The organism is Geobacillus jurassicus NBRC 107829 (assembly GCF_001544315.1).
In the GTDB taxonomy this organism is placed as follows: domain Bacteria; phylum Bacillota; class Bacilli; order Bacillales; family Anoxybacillaceae; genus Geobacillus; species Geobacillus jurassicus.
Map to the genome: position 1 here is coordinate 36,361 of NZ_BCQG01000012.1, position 13,182 is coordinate 49,542.

Genomic DNA, 13,182 nt, shown 5'->3' on the forward strand with positions numbered 1-13,182 from the left:
GTCGGCGCCCTTAATTATAGAGGAACTTGTCCGCATAGGCAATGATGGACGAAAACGGACGGAATTGGCAGCGGGCGAAAACATTTGTCAAATGCGCCGCTTTTCGCTAACATGGAAGCAGGCGAGGTGACAAGCCATGCAGGAGAAAACGATGAAACAAATGCAACAGGAAGTGGATCAATATATCAGCCAATTTAAAGAAGGCTATTTCAGCCCGCTCGCCATGCTGGCGCGGCTGACGGAAGAGCTCGGCGAGCTGGCGCGCGAAGTGAACCATTACTACGGTGAAAAGCCGAAAAAGGCAACCGAAAAAGAAAAAACGGTGGAAGAAGAGCTGGGCGATTTGCTGTTTGTGCTCATTTGCTTTGCCAATTCGCTCGGCATTGATTTGCAGGCGGCGCACGACCGGGTGATGGATAAGTTCCGCACCCGCGACCGTGACCGCTGGACGCGGAAGGAGGAAGGATCATGACGATTCGCATCGTCATCGCGGGGCCGCGCGGCCGCATGGGCCGTGAAGCGGTCGCGCTCGTGCAACAAACGGATCACTTTGAACTGGCCGCGGTCATCGACCGCCGCCACGATGGCCAAAACTTAGCGGAGATCGACGGGTTTTCCGGCGTCAATGCCCCGATTTACACCGATGCCGCCCGTTGTTTTACCGAGGTGAAGCCGGATGTATTGATCGATTTGACAACGCCGGAAGCTGGAAAGCGGCATACCGAGCTGGCGCTGCGTTATGGCGTCCGTCCGGTCGTCGGCACGACCGGATTTACGCCAGAAGAGATCGAGCGGCTCACCGAGCTGGCCGAGGAGAACGAAATCGGCGCCATCATTGCACCGAACTTTGCCGTCGGCGCGGTGTTGATGATGAAATTTGCCCGAATGGCGGCCAAATATTTCACCGATGTGGAAATCATCGAACTGCACCATGATCAAAAGCTGGATGCCCCGTCCGGAACGGCGCTGAAGACGGCCCAGCTCATCGCCGAGGTGCGCCCGTCGAAAAAGCAAGGCCACCCGAACGAAAAGGAGACGCTTGCCGGCGCGCGCGGCGCCGCTTACGACGGCATCCCGATCCACAGCGTCCGCCTGCCGGGCTTTGTCGCTCATCAAGAAGTGATTTTCGGCGGCAACGGCCAGACGTTGACGATCCGCCACGATTCGTTCGATCGCCGCTCGTTTATGTCCGGGGTGAAGCTGGCGGTCGAAACGGTGATGCACTTGCGCACGCTCGTCTACGGGCTTGAACATATTTTGGAATAGAGCGGACAGTCTAGAAGGGGAGAGGAAACGATGAAGATCGCTTTGATCGCCCATGACAAAAAAAAGGAAGAGATGGTCGCCTTTGCGACCGCCTATGCGCCTCTGCTCGCCAACCATGAGTTGTACGCCACCGGCACGACTGGCTTGCGCATTCAGGAAGCGACCGGCCTTCCGGTTCACCGTTTCCAGTCGGGGCCGTACGGGGGCGATCAAGAAATCGGGGCGATGATCGCCCGCAATGAAATGGACCTGGTCATTTTTTTCCGCGATCCGCTCACCGCCCAGCCGCATGAGCCGGACATCAGCGCTTTGATGCGTCTTTGCGACGTCTATGCCGTGCCGTTGGCGACGAATATCGGCACGGCCGAGCTGCTCGTCCGCGCGTTGGAGCGCGGCGATTTGGCATGGCGCAGCATCGTGCGCGGCCGGACAAAAGGCGGGGAGGAAAAGGAAACAGAAAGGTGACAGCGATGATGGAACGATGCGACTTATTGGCGTTTGGCGCCCATCCGGATGACGTTGAGATCGGCATGGGCGGGACGATCGCCAAATATGTGCACCGCGGCTTTCGCGCCGTTATTTGCGACTTGACGCAAGCCGAGCTGTCGTCCAATGGCACGGTCGACGAGCGGCAGAGAGAGGCGGCCGAGGCGGCCCGTCGGCTTGGCGTATCGGAGCGGCTCAATCTCGAGTTGCCTGACCGCGGCCTTTACGTCGAGGAAGAGGCGATCCGCCAGATCACAGCGGTCATCCGCCGCTACCGGCCGCGCCTTGTATTCGTCCCGTATTGGGAAGACCGGCATCCGGACCACGGGCGATGCGCCCGCTTAGTCGAAGAAGCGGTCTTTTCCGCCGGCATCCGCCGCTATGGCGCTGGAGAGCTTGGCGATGCGCACCGCGTCCGGGCGGTGTATTATTATATGATCAATGCCTTTTGCCGCCCGCATTTTCTCATCGATATTAGCGAAACGATTAGCGACAAGCTGGCCAGCCTGCGCGCATACGAAAGCCAGTTTCAAAAGCGGCTTGGCTCGGTTGATACCCCCCTCAACAACAGCTACATCGAGATGATTGAAAGCCGCGAACGCTGGTTTGGACAACAAATCGGCGCGGCGTATGCGGAAGGGTTTTTGACGAAAACGCCGATTCATCTTACCAATTTATTTGAGGAGGAACGATGAAGCTGAAAATCGGGATTGTGTGCTATCCGACGGTCGGCGGCTCCGGGGTGGTCGCGACTGAGCTCGGCAAACTGTTGGCGGAGCGCGGGCATGAGATTCACTTCATCTCATCGAGCATGCCGTTTCGTTTGAATAAAGTGTACGGCAATATTTATTATCATGAAGTCAGCGTCAACCAATATTCCGTCTTTCAATACCCGCCGTACGATTTAGCATTGGCGAGCAAAATTGCCGAGGTGGCGAAACGGGAGCGGCTTGATGTGCTCCATGCCCATTACGCTGTTCCGCACGCTGTTTGTGCAGTCTTGGCGCGGCAAATGGTCGGCGAGCTGCCGATCGTCACGACGCTGCACGGCACCGACATTACAGTGCTCGGCTATGACCCGTCGCTTTCTGACATGATTAAGTTCGGCATTGAGCAGTCCGACATTGTCACAGCGGTGTCTAACGCTCTTGTCCGGCAGACGTACGAACTGCTTGATGTGCAAACGCCGATCCACACTGTTTACAATTTTGTTGATGAACGGATCTACCGCCGCCGGGAAGCAAGTCATCTCCGACGGGAGTACGGCATCGGCGAAAGCGAAAAAGTCATCATTCACGTGTCCAATTTTCGGAAAGTGAAGCGCGTGCCCGATGTGGTGCGCGCGTTTGCCGTCGTGCGCCGGCACGTGCCGGCGAAGCTCTTGCTTGTCGGCGACGGCCCGGAAATGACCGTCGTCTGCCGGCTTGTCAAGGAGCTTGGCCTGCAAGAGGACGTCCGTTTTTTAGGTAAGCAGGACAAACTCGAAGAGCTGTATTCGATCAGCGATGTGATGATGCTTTTGTCGGAAAAAGAAAGCTTTGGGCTTGTGCTGCTTGAGGCGATGGCGTGCGGCGTCCCGTGCATCGGCACGGCCATCGGCGGGATTCCGGAAGTGATTGAGGATGGAAAAAGTGGGTTTTTATGCCCGCTCGGCGATGTCAAAGAGGCGGCAAGACAGGCGATTGCGCTTTTGACGAACCCCAAGCTGCACGCTGAGATGGCGAGACAGGCGGCGCAAACAGTCGAGCGCAAGTTCCGCTCGGCCGACATCGTCGGACAGTATGAACAGCTGTACGCTTCGCTTGTGGCAAGGAAGGTGAAACGATGAAACCGCCGTTTGAGCAGGCGCTCGGCATTATCCAGCAATTGAAGCGGCATGGCCATGAGGCGTATTTTGTCGGCGGCGCGGTGCGCGACTTGTTGATCGGGCGCCCGATCGGCGATGTTGATATTGCGACGAGCGCGTTGCCGGAAGAAGTGATGCGCCTGTTTCCGAAAACGATCGACGTCGGCTCGAAACACGGCACGGTCGTCGTCGTATACGAAGGAACAGCGTACGAAGTGACGACGTTCCGCACGGACGGCGACTATGAAGACCACCGTCGACCGGAGTCGGTGACGTTCGTCCGTTCGCTTGAGGAAGACTTAAAGCGGCGCGATTTCACGATGAACGCCATCGCCATGGATGAATGCGGGACGATTATTGATCCGTTCGGCGGGCATGAAGCGATTAAACAGCGGCTCATTTGCACGGTCGGGGCGGCGGACGAACGGTTTCGCGAAGATGCGCTCCGCATGATGCGGGCCGTTCGCTTCGTCAGCCAACTTGGATTTGCGCTTGCCGAGGACACGAAGCGGGCGATCGTCGCCAACGCCCCGCTTCTCGCCCACATTTCTGTCGAACGGATGACGATGGAAATGGAAAAACTGCTCGCCGGCCCGTTCGTTGCCGAAGCGTTGCCATTGTTGGCCGATACGGGGCTGTTTGCTTATTTGCCGGGATTGGCCGAAAAAGAGCGGCAGCTGCGCTCGGCTGCCGCCTGCTGTTGGCCGTGGCTGAAGACGCGCGAAGAGCGCTGGGCGCTTCTTTGCCGCGCGCTTGATGTCAAAGACATCCGTCCGTTTTTGCGCGGCTGGAAGCTGCCGAATAAAGTGATCGATGAAGCCAGCGCTATTTTGGCGGCGCTCGATGAGGTCTCGGAGCCGGAGGTGTGGACGAACGAACAACTGTTTTTGGCCGGTCTCAAGCGGGCGCTTTCCGTCGAAGCGGTGCGCGCCGCGGTGACCGGCGCACCGCCTGAACCGCATCATGAGGAGCTCCGCCGCCGCTTTGCGGCGCTGCCGATCAAAACGAAAGGGGAGCTTGCCGTCAACGGAAAAGACGTCATTCGCTGGACTGGAAAACCGGCCGGCCCATGGGTGAAAGAGACGCTTGACGCCATCTGGCGGGCGGTCGTTGGCGGCGAAGTTGAAAACGAGAAGGAGCGGATTTACGCATGGCTCATGGAGCGCAATCGGACACAAGAAAAAAACTGTTAGAGTTGTTTGCCGAGGCGAACGGCGGGTTTTTGTCCGGGCAAAAAATCAGCGAACAGCTCGGCTGTTCGCGGGCGGCGGTATGGAAGCATATCGAGGAGCTGCGCAAAGAAGGATTTGAACTCGAAGCAGTGCGCCGTCTTGGCTACCGGATTATCAGCACGCCGGACAAAGTGACGGCCAACGAAATCCAGCTCGGCTTAAAAACGAAAAAGCTTGGCCATACGATCCATTTTTTTGATGAAGTCGATTCAACGCAACGCATTGCGGCAAGGCTCGCGTATGAAGGGGCGCCGGAAGGGACGCTTGTCGTTGCGGAAGAGCAAAAGGCTGGGCGCGGGCGTTTGGACCGAAAATGGTTTTCTCCGAAAGGAACAGGCATTTGGATGAGCCTTATTTTGCGGCCAGCCATCCCGCCGCAGCGGGCGCCGCAGTTGACGCTGCTTGCCGCGGTGGCCATTAGCCAGGCGATTCAGGAAGTGACCGGGCTTGTCCCAGACATTAAATGGCCAAATGACATTTTGCTTGACGGCAAAAAATGCGTCGGCATTTTAACGGAGCTGCAAGCTGACCCTGATCGCGTCCATTCGGTCATCATCGGCATCGGCATCAACGTCAACCAAACGATCGAGCAGTTTCCAGAGGACATTCGAGCCATTGCGACATCGCTGGCCATTGAAAAGGGCGAGCGTGTGAAGCGCGCGCCGCTCATTCAAGAAATTTTGTTGCGGCTTGAGCGGCTGTATGAGCAATATTTGGCGCACGGCTTTCGCCCGATTAAGCTTCTTTGGGAAGGGTACGCCGTATCGATCGGCAAGCCGGTGACAGCAAGAACGCTGAGCGGTGTGATTCGCGGCATCGCCCGCGGCATCACCGACGATGGGCTGCTGATTCTCGAGGATGAGCAGCATAACATTCATTATATTCATTCGGCCGATATTCAGTTCTAATTTGCCACTAGAAAAATTGTGACAATTTTGTTAAAATACAAAGCGAGGAAAAGGGCAGTATCTTTCGTGAAAAGAACTGCACCGAGGCTGACAGCACGAATAGGTGAAGGAAATGATCTGCCTTGATCCTTTTTCGAAGGACTAGGACAGAGGGATGAACGAAACCGACGGCGGTTTTATGGCGTCCTTCTTTCTCAAGGCGGGAAAGAAGGACGTTTTGTTTCGGGCGGTTCATCTCCTCTGCAACAAAAGAGGAGGGAACGAACATGAAGACGAAAACCGACTTTTTCCGCATGAAGCAGGCAGGCGAGCCGATCGTCATGGTGACCGCCTACGATTTTCCATCCGCGAAGCTTGCTGAGCAAGCCGGCGTTGACATGATTTTGGTCGGCGATTCGCTCGGCATGGTTGTGCTCGGGTATGATTCAACGATTCCGGTGACGGTCGATGACATGATCCACCATACGAAGGCGGCCCGTCGCGGCGCGCCGAACACGTTTATTGTCACCGATATGCCGTTTATGTCGTACCATGCGTCCAAAGAAGAGGCGCTGCAAAACGCCCGGCGCATCATGCAGCAGTCGGGGGCGAATGCTGTCAAGGTCGAAGGGGCGGATGAGGTTGTCGACATGATCGCCGCGCTGACGAAGGCCGGCGTTCCGGTCGTTGCCCATCTCGGGCTGACGCCGCAGTCAGTCGGCGTTCTTGGCGGCTATAAAGTGCAAGGAAAAGATGCCGAAGGGGCGAAAAAGCTGCTTGCGGATGCCAAGGAGTGCGAGCGGGCGGGGGCGATCGCCCTTGTTCTCGAGTGCGTGCCGAAGCAGCTTGGGGCGGCCATGGCCCAAGAGCTCCACATTCCTGTCATCGGCATCGGCGCCGGGGCGGAGGTCGACGGCCAAGTGCTCGTGTATCACGACCTGCTTGGCTACGGCGTCAGCCGCGTGCCGAAGTTTGTGAAACAATACGCGTCCATCCAAGAGACGATCGTCGAGGCGTTAGCCAACTATGTTGCGGATGTCAAACTGCGGCAGTTCCCGGAGCCGGCGCAGACGTTTACGATGAAGGAAGAAGAATGGGTGGCGCTTTACGGAGGAAAGCAATGATGATTGTGATGAACGAGATTGCGGCGATGCAGGCGCTCATGCGCCAATATCGCCGCCAAGGAAAGACGGTCGGCTTCGTTCCGACGATGGGCTATTTGCATGAAGGGCATACCTCTCTCATCGATCGGGCGCGTGCGGAAAACGACATCGTCGTCTTAAGCATTTTCGTCAACCCGCTTCAGTTCGGACCGAACGAAGATTTTGCCCGTTATCCGCGCGATTTCGAACGCGACCGGCGCATCGCCGAACAGCATGGGGTCGACGTCTTGTTCCATCCGGAAGCGGACGAGATGTATCCGGAGCCGCTGACCGTACGAGCGATTGTTCAAGCGCGCGCCGACGTGTTGTGCGGGCGGTCGCGGCCCGGCCATTTTGACGGTGTGGCGACGGTGCTCATTAAGCTGTTCAACATCGTCATGCCCGATCGCGCATACTTCGGGATGAAAGATGCCCAGCAGGTGGCAGTCGTCGACGGGTTGATCCGCGATTTCAATTTTCCGATCGAGCTCGTGCCAGTGCCGACGGTCCGCGAGGCGGACGGGCTGGCGAAAAGCTCGCGCAACGTCTATTTGTCGCCGCAGGAACGGAGCGAGGCGCCGGCGCTGTATGCGGCGCTTCAAGCGGCTGCTTCCGCCGTCGAAGAAGGGGCGCGGAGCGCAGCGGTCATCCGCCGGCTCGTCAGAGAGCATATTGAAGCGCATACCCATGCAGAGATCGATTATGTCGAAGTATGCTCATATCCGGACTTGACGCCGCTTGAGACGCTTGCTGGGACAGTGCTGATCGCTGTCGCCGTCCGATTCGCGAGCGCCCGGTTGATCGACAACATCATCATTGAGCTGCCCAAAACCGGCGAACAAGGGGATGGAAAGGGGGAGCAACCATGTTTCGCACGCTCATGAACGCCAAAATTCACCGTGCCCGTGTAACAGAGGCCAATTTGGATTACGTCGGCAGCATTACGATCGATGAAGACATTTTGGATGCGGTCGGCATGGTCGCTAATGAAAAAGTGCAGGTGGTCAACAATAATAATGGAGCCCGCTTTGAAACGTACATCATCCCCGGCGAGCGCGGCAGCGGCGTCTTTTGCTTGAACGGCGCCGCCGCCCGCCTCGTGCAAAAAGGGGACATCATTATCGTCATTTCGTATGCGCTCGTTCCGGAGGAAAAAATCGCCGTGCATCGGCCGAAAATCGCCATTATGGACGAAAACAACCGGATCGCGCAGCTCATCACCGCGGAGCCGGCACATACGGTTTTGTAATGAGGGCAAAAAAGGGGCTTTTCCGCCCCTTTTCGCTTTGAGGTGATCGTTTATGGCAACGCGCTTTGTCATCATTGATTTAGAGACAACTGGAAACGGGCCGAAAAAAGGCGACCGGATCATCCAGCTCGGCATGGCGGTCGTCGAGGACGGCTTGATCGTCAAAAGGTTTTCCAGCTTTTTCAATCCAGAACAGCCGATTCCATTGGTCATTCAGCAGCTGACGAATATCGATGAACAAATGGTTGAAGAGGCGCCGCTGTTTGCCGATAAGGCGGGCGAGATTGCCGCGATGATGCACGGCGCTTACTTTGTCGCCCATAATGTCGACTTTGATTTGCCGTTTTTGCAGGCCGAGCTTGAGCGGGCCGGTTGTCCCCTGTTTGCCGGCCCGACGATCGATACGGTCGAGCTCGCCCGCATCGTGCTGCCGACCGCTGAAAGCTATAAGCTCGGCGATTTGGCGAAGCGGCTCGGCCTCCGCCACGACCGTCCGCATCAAGCGGACAGCGATGCGGAAGTGACCGCCAAGCTGTTCATCGCCTTGCTTGAGCGGCTGCGCCGCCTGCCGCTTATGACTCTTGAGCAGCTGCGCCGTTTCGCCCGCCACTTAAAAAGCGATATTTACTTGCTCCTTGATGCAGTCATCGCCGAAAAGCGGAACGAGCCGCCGGCAGACCGCACCGTCGCCGCATACCGCGGCATTGCGTTGAAAAAACCAGCGCCGGAGCCGGAGGAGAACGGTCGGCGCCCCGCTTCGGCTTCGTTTTCCACCTTTTGGAAGAAGAAGCCGCCTCTTCCGCTTTCGGGCTACAAGCATCGCGCGGGGCAGTGGGAGATGATGCGGCTCGTTTACGAGGCGCTGTCGACGTCTCAACATGCGCTCATTGAAGCAGGAACCGGACTTGGCAAATCGCTCGCTTATTTCATTCCTGCCGCCTTTTTTGCTTATGAGCGGCAAGAACGGGTTGTCATCAGCACGCACACCCTTCAGCTGCAGGAGCAGCTCATCCGCCGCGATTGGCCGGTATTGAGTCAAATCGCGCCGTTTCCGCTCCGCGTTGCCGTTTTGAAAGGAAAGCAAAACTATTTGTCGCTTGATAAGTTTGCTTCGTTTTTGGCGGAGCCGTCTGACACGTACGATGCGGCGCTGTTGAAATGCCAGCTGCTCGTTTGGCTGCTGGAGACTGACAGCGGCGACTTGGACGAATTGAATGTGTCATCCGGCGCCCGTCTTCTTTTGTCGGCGCTCGCCATCGGCGAAGAGGAAGACGGAGGACGGCACCATTTTTTCGCCCAGGCGAAAGAGCGCGCTGAACAAGCGGATGTGGTCATTACCAACCACGCGTTTTTGCTGCATGATTTGACCGGCCCAGCGCCGCTTTTGCCGCCGTTTCGCCATCTTGTCATTGATGAGGCGCACCGGCTCGAAGAGGTCGCCGCCCGCTGTTTTGGCGAACGGATCGACTACGTGTCGTTTCGCCTGTTGACCGCCAAAATGTCACAGACGATCGCGAAATGGCTGGAAACAGAACAGGACGGAACGAATGAGACTCTTGTCCGTTGCCAGCGGCGCCTTGAGGAGCTGCAGTTTGAGGGGGATGAGCTGTTTCGGCTGCTTCGCCGCTATGCGCTCGAGAAAAAGCCGGCCCGCGCCGGACGTTGCCGCTATCGCTTTTCACCGATGAACGAACAAAACCGGACGTGGCAGGCGGCGGTCGATCTATGTTGGCGCTTGCGAGATTTGGCGGCAGCGCTATGCGCTGAAGCGAGACCTCTCCTGTCCGCTGACATCACTGGCGATCTCGCGCCGCCCGCTTTGCTGTCGGCCGATTTGGCGGCGCTCAACCGGCAAATGGTTGCGCTCGTACGGCTGTTGACCGAAACGGAGCCGGGCATTATCCGCTGGATCGAAGCGGATGAAAAAGGGGCGGCGAACGCCGTCCGCCTGTACTCGCAGCCTGTTGACCTCGCTGACTTTTTCGCCGATCAGCTGTTTATGAAAAAGCGGAGCGTTATTTTGACGTCGGCGACGCTCACTGTCCGCGGCCGGTTCACGTATATGGCGGCGCGCCTCGGCCTTCAAGACTTTTATCCGCTTTGCCGCTCGTTTCCGGCGCCATTTCGCTACGAGGAACAGGCTGCACTCTTCGTTCCGGCGGATATGCCGCTCGTTTCCGCCGTGCCGCTTGAAGATTACGCCGAAGCGGCGGCCGCTTCGGTGCTGGCGATCGCCCGGCGCCTCGGCCGGCGGGTGCTTGTGTTGTTTCCATCGTATGAACTGTTGAAACTGACGGTTGATGCGCTGAAGACGGTGGAAGAAGACGAACCGTTTGTTTTCATCGCACAAGGGGTGCAAAGCGGCAGTCCGGCAAAGCTGTTGCGGACGTTTTTGCAGTTTGAGCATGCGGTGTTGTTTGGGACGAGCAGCTTTTGGGAAGGAATTGATCTGCCAGGTTCGGCGCTCGATGTGCTTGTCATCGCCCGCTTGCCGTTTGCGCCTCCGGACGATCCAGTGATGGAGGCAAAAAGCGAGTGGATCCGCGCTGACGGCGGCGATCCGTTTTCCGAGCTGGCGCTTCCTGAGGCGGTGCTTCGTTTTAAGCAGGGGATTGGCCGCCTCATCCGCACCGAAGGAGACAAAGGGATTGTATTTGTGCTGGACCGGCGGCTTATGGCCGCTTCGTACGGAGCGGATTTCCTCGCTTCCTTGCCGCCGCTTCCAGTGCATGAGGGCGCGCTTTCCGAGCTGCTCGACAAGGCGAGAACTTGGCTTTCTGAAAGTTTTCATAAAGATGGACGAAACGGCGCAATCTAAAGGTGTCAGGCGGCAAAAATCCCCGCATGAAGCGGGGAAAAAACAAATTGGCGTTGACGGTGTAGGCGGGCAAATTTTTTATGAAATGGTCGGACAAACCTGTTATAATAGGGAAGAAGCACAACTGCGATGACAGTTGCGGCCTTGCCGTTTGGTTTGATCGGCTTGGCCGCAGAGGTGTGAAGAAGCACGCCTTTGATGTCACCTTCGCTGTATTTGTATTGTTGCCGGAGCTGCCGGCGTGTATAAGTAACAAAATTTGCGCCGCACAGGAGGAAACGACGAAAATGGAAAGCAAAATTGAAGTGCTCGCTACCGTCAAAGTTCAGCATTCCGACGACTTGTACAAAATCGTCGACTGTTTGAACCGAACGCTAAAGCGCGACAATTTGATGTTTGGCCTTGCCTTGGATGAACACGACAAGCGCCAGGCCATCTTTACGATTTATCGGACGTGATCACGATGAAAAAGTGGGGTTGGTTCGCTCTGCTTTTTTTTGGATTCCTCATTTGGCAGGCGTGGTCGATTTATGACGAGGCGATGGCGCCCAAACGGCTGATGGTGGAAAATGCGTTGGCGCGGGCGAAGGAAGCCGCTGGGCTTGTTGATGTGAAGAAAGTCTATACATATTATGGCGACGAAGCGTGCACCGTATTCATCGGGAAAACGAAACAAGGGAAAGCGGTCGTTGTTTGGGTGCCTGAAAAAGAAGGGAATGTCGTTGTCAAGCGCGTGGACAGCGGCATCAGCGAGGCGGAAGCGCGCGCCATCTTGCAGCGCGACCGAAGCCCGCGGCGCATCATTGACGCGACGCTGGGCATGGAAAAAGGCGTGCCTTTTTGGGAGTTGACATATATTGATGCAGAAGGAAGGTATTCGTTTTATTACCTTTATTTTGCGGATGGAGCCTTCCTGAAGAGGTACAGTTTTCAACAGTGAGGACGTGAGGGGGAAGAAGCGATGAAACTGGCAAAACGGGTGGCGTCGCTGACGCCATCGGCGACATTGGCCATTACGGCGAAAGCAAAGGAACTGAAAGCGGCCGGATACGACGTGATCGGCCTTGGGGCCGGGGAGCCGGACTTCAACACGCCGCAGCACATCATCGAGGCAGCCGTCAAGGCGATGAATGAAGGGCATACGAAATATACGCCGTCAGGCGGGCTGCCGGCGCTGAAAGCGGAGATCATCAAAAAGTTTGTCCGCGACCAAGGGCTTTCGTACGAGCCGGCGGAAATCATCGTCTGCGTAGGGGCGAAGCATGCGCTGTATACTCTCTTTCAGGTGTTGCTTGATGAAGGCGATGAAGTGATCATCCCGACGCCGTATTGGGTGAGCTACCCGGAACAAGTGAAGCTGGCTGGCGGCGTTCCGGTTTATGTTGAGGGGCTGGAGGAAAACGATTTTAAAATTACGCCGGAACAGCTGAAAGCGGCCATTACGCCGCGGACAAAAGCGGTCATTCTCAACTCCCCGAGCAATCCGACCGGCATGATTTACAGTGCGGAAGAACTGAAGGCGCTCGGCGAGATTTGTTTGGAACATGGCGTGCTGATCGTTTCGGACGAAATTTATGAAAAATTGATTTACGGCGGGGCGAAACATGTGTCGATCGCCGAACTGTCGCCGGAGTTGAAGGCGCAGACGGTCATCATCAATGGCGTATCGAAATCGCACTCGATGACAGGGTGGCGCATTGGGTACGCGGCTGGGCCGAAAGATATCATAAAAGCGATGACGGATTTAGCAAGCCATAGCACATCGAATCCGACGTCGATCGCCCAATATGCCGCTATTGCCGCCTACAGCGGTCCGCAAGAGCCGGTTGAACAAATGCGCCAGGCGTTTGAAGAACGGCTCAACATTATTTACGACAAGCTGGTGCAAATTCCAGGCTTCACTTGCGTCAAACCGCAAGGAGCGTTTTATTTGTTCCCGAACGCCCGCCAGGCGGCGGATATGGCCGGTTGCCGCACGGTCGACGAGTTCGTCGCCGCCTTGCTCGAAGAAGCGAAAGTCGCGCTCGTGCCCGGATCGGGGTTTGGAGCGCCGGACAACGTTCGCTTGTCGTACGCGACATCGCTTGAGGCGCTCGAAACAGCGATCAAACGCATCCGCAAGTTTATGGAGGCGCGCGCCTAAGGCGGCTTGCGCCAAGGTGCCAGCAGAAAGAAAAGGGCGGCTTTGTTTGGTGCAAAGCCGCTTTTTCCGCGCGGTTGGCACCTCGGACGTTGCGCGGAGGGAGATTGCAGCCG

Annotated in this window: 14 protein-coding genes; all 14 read left to right on the forward strand. The window is 56.9% G+C overall.

Annotated features, from left to right (window positions below; all coding sequences use genetic code 11):
• Nucleotides 1–136 precede the first annotated feature (136 nt).
• The 14 genes from GJ1_RS04750 (at nucleotide 137) to GJ1_RS04815 (ending at nucleotide 13,069) form a co-directional block, all read left to right on the forward strand.
• Nucleotides 137–472: a nucleotide pyrophosphohydrolase gene (locus GJ1_RS04750; RefSeq protein ID WP_066229175.1), complete on the forward strand. Its 336-nt coding sequence runs from the start codon at nucleotides 137–139 to the stop codon at nucleotides 470–472.
• Nucleotides 469–1,266 carry a 4-hydroxy-tetrahydrodipicolinate reductase gene (dapB, locus tag GJ1_RS04755; protein ID WP_066229179.1) on the forward strand — a complete coding sequence of 266 codons (798 nt, stop codon included), beginning with the start codon at nucleotides 469–471 and terminating at the stop codon, nucleotides 1,264–1,266. The genes GJ1_RS04750 and dapB overlap by 4 nt, the downstream gene beginning before the upstream one ends.
• Before the next feature lie 30 nt (nucleotides 1,267–1,296).
• Entirely contained in the window at nucleotides 1,297–1,731 is a 435-nt protein-coding gene (gene mgsA, locus GJ1_RS04760; protein WP_066229182.1) for a methylglyoxal synthase, read from the forward strand.
• 5 nt (nucleotides 1,732–1,736) lie between these two features.
• Entirely contained in the window at nucleotides 1,737–2,447 is a 711-nt protein-coding gene (gene bshB1 / locus GJ1_RS04765; RefSeq protein ID WP_066229281.1) for a bacillithiol biosynthesis deacetylase BshB1, read from the forward strand.
• Nucleotides 2,444–3,580 carry an N-acetyl-alpha-D-glucosaminyl L-malate synthase BshA gene (bshA, locus tag GJ1_RS04770; RefSeq protein WP_066229184.1) on the forward strand — a complete coding sequence of 379 codons (1,137 nt, stop codon included), beginning with the start codon at nucleotides 2,444–2,446 and terminating at the stop codon, nucleotides 3,578–3,580. Before bshB1 ends, bshA begins: the two co-directional genes overlap by 4 nt.
• Nucleotides 3,577–4,791, forward strand: a complete 1,215-nt coding sequence (locus tag GJ1_RS04775) for a CCA tRNA nucleotidyltransferase (RefSeq protein WP_066229186.1) — start codon at nucleotides 3,577–3,579, stop codon at nucleotides 4,789–4,791. Before bshA ends, GJ1_RS04775 begins: the two co-directional genes overlap by 4 nt.
• Entirely contained in the window at nucleotides 4,749–5,738 is a 990-nt protein-coding gene (locus GJ1_RS04780) for a biotin--[acetyl-CoA-carboxylase] ligase (RefSeq protein WP_066229189.1), read from the forward strand. The genes GJ1_RS04775 and GJ1_RS04780 overlap by 43 nt, the downstream gene beginning before the upstream one ends.
• Nucleotides 5,739–6,004: 266 nt before the next feature.
• Nucleotides 6,005–6,841 (forward strand): 3-methyl-2-oxobutanoate hydroxymethyltransferase, encoded by an 837-nt coding sequence (gene panB / locus GJ1_RS04785; protein ID WP_066229191.1) that lies wholly within the window; start codon nucleotides 6,005–6,007, stop codon nucleotides 6,839–6,841.
• The gene (panC, locus tag GJ1_RS04790) at nucleotides 6,841–7,743 is read left to right on the forward strand and encodes a pantoate--beta-alanine ligase (RefSeq protein ID WP_066229284.1); all 903 of its coding nucleotides are present in this window, start codon (nucleotides 6,841–6,843) and stop codon (nucleotides 7,741–7,743) included. The genes panB and panC overlap by 1 nt, the downstream gene beginning before the upstream one ends.
• Nucleotides 7,725–8,108, forward strand: a complete 384-nt coding sequence (gene panD / locus GJ1_RS04795; RefSeq protein WP_066229194.1) for an aspartate 1-decarboxylase — start codon at nucleotides 7,725–7,727, stop codon at nucleotides 8,106–8,108. Before panC ends, panD begins: the two co-directional genes overlap by 19 nt.
• Nucleotides 8,109–8,160: 52 nt before the next feature.
• On the forward strand, nucleotides 8,161–10,926 hold the full coding sequence (gene dinG, locus GJ1_RS04800; RefSeq protein ID WP_066229198.1) for an ATP-dependent DNA helicase DinG: 2,766 nt from the start codon (nucleotides 8,161–8,163) through the stop codon (nucleotides 10,924–10,926).
• A gap of 287 nt (nucleotides 10,927–11,213) precedes the next feature.
• Complete coding sequence (locus GJ1_RS17635; protein ID WP_083509942.1) at nucleotides 11,214–11,384, forward strand: YpmA family protein; 171 nt, start codon at nucleotides 11,214–11,216, stop codon at nucleotides 11,382–11,384.
• 5 nt (nucleotides 11,385–11,389) lie between these two features.
• The gene (locus GJ1_RS04810) at nucleotides 11,390–11,866 is read left to right on the forward strand and encodes a cell wall elongation regulator TseB-like domain-containing protein (protein ID WP_066229208.1); all 477 of its coding nucleotides are present in this window, start codon (nucleotides 11,390–11,392) and stop codon (nucleotides 11,864–11,866) included.
• A 21-nt stretch (nucleotides 11,867–11,887) separates the two neighbouring features.
• Nucleotides 11,888–13,069, forward strand: a complete 1,182-nt coding sequence (locus tag GJ1_RS04815; protein ID WP_066229211.1) for a pyridoxal phosphate-dependent aminotransferase — start codon at nucleotides 11,888–11,890, stop codon at nucleotides 13,067–13,069.
• Nucleotides 13,070–13,182: the final 113 nt, after the last annotated feature.

Excerpts from the sequence above, each read along its gene's own strand:
- panD (WP_066229194.1), top strand. The coding sequence starts at position 7,725 with ATGTTTCGCACGCTCATGAACGCCAAAATTCACCGTGCCCGTGTAACA.
- bshB1 (WP_066229281.1), top strand. The coding sequence starts at position 1,737 with ATGATGGAACGATGCGACTTATTGGCGTTTGGCGCCCATCCGGATGAC.
- GJ1_RS17635 (WP_083509942.1), top strand. The coding sequence starts at position 11,214 with ATGGAAAGCAAAATTGAAGTGCTCGCTACCGTCAAAGTTCAGCATTCC.
- GJ1_RS04750 (WP_066229175.1), top strand. The coding sequence starts at position 137 with ATGCAGGAGAAAACGATGAAACAAATGCAACAGGAAGTGGATCAATAT.
- GJ1_RS04775 (WP_066229186.1), top strand. The coding sequence starts at position 3,577 with ATGAAACCGCCGTTTGAGCAGGCGCTCGGCATTATCCAGCAATTGAAG.
- GJ1_RS04815 (WP_066229211.1), top strand. The coding sequence starts at position 11,888 with ATGAAACTGGCAAAACGGGTGGCGTCGCTGACGCCATCGGCGACATTG.
- bshA (WP_066229184.1), top strand. The coding sequence starts at position 2,444 with ATGAAGCTGAAAATCGGGATTGTGTGCTATCCGACGGTCGGCGGCTCC.
- dinG (WP_066229198.1), top strand. The coding sequence starts at position 8,161 with ATGGCAACGCGCTTTGTCATCATTGATTTAGAGACAACTGGAAACGGG.
- panB (WP_066229191.1), top strand. The coding sequence starts at position 6,005 with ATGAAGACGAAAACCGACTTTTTCCGCATGAAGCAGGCAGGCGAGCCG.
- panC (WP_066229284.1), top strand. The coding sequence starts at position 6,841 with ATGATTGTGATGAACGAGATTGCGGCGATGCAGGCGCTCATGCGCCAA.
- dapB (WP_066229179.1), top strand. The coding sequence starts at position 469 with ATGACGATTCGCATCGTCATCGCGGGGCCGCGCGGCCGCATGGGCCGT.
- GJ1_RS04780 (WP_066229189.1), top strand. The coding sequence starts at position 4,749 with ATGGCTCATGGAGCGCAATCGGACACAAGAAAAAAACTGTTAGAGTTG.
- mgsA (WP_066229182.1), top strand. The coding sequence starts at position 1,297 with ATGAAGATCGCTTTGATCGCCCATGACAAAAAAAAGGAAGAGATGGTC.
- GJ1_RS04810 (WP_066229208.1), top strand. The coding sequence starts at position 11,390 with ATGAAAAAGTGGGGTTGGTTCGCTCTGCTTTTTTTTGGATTCCTCATT.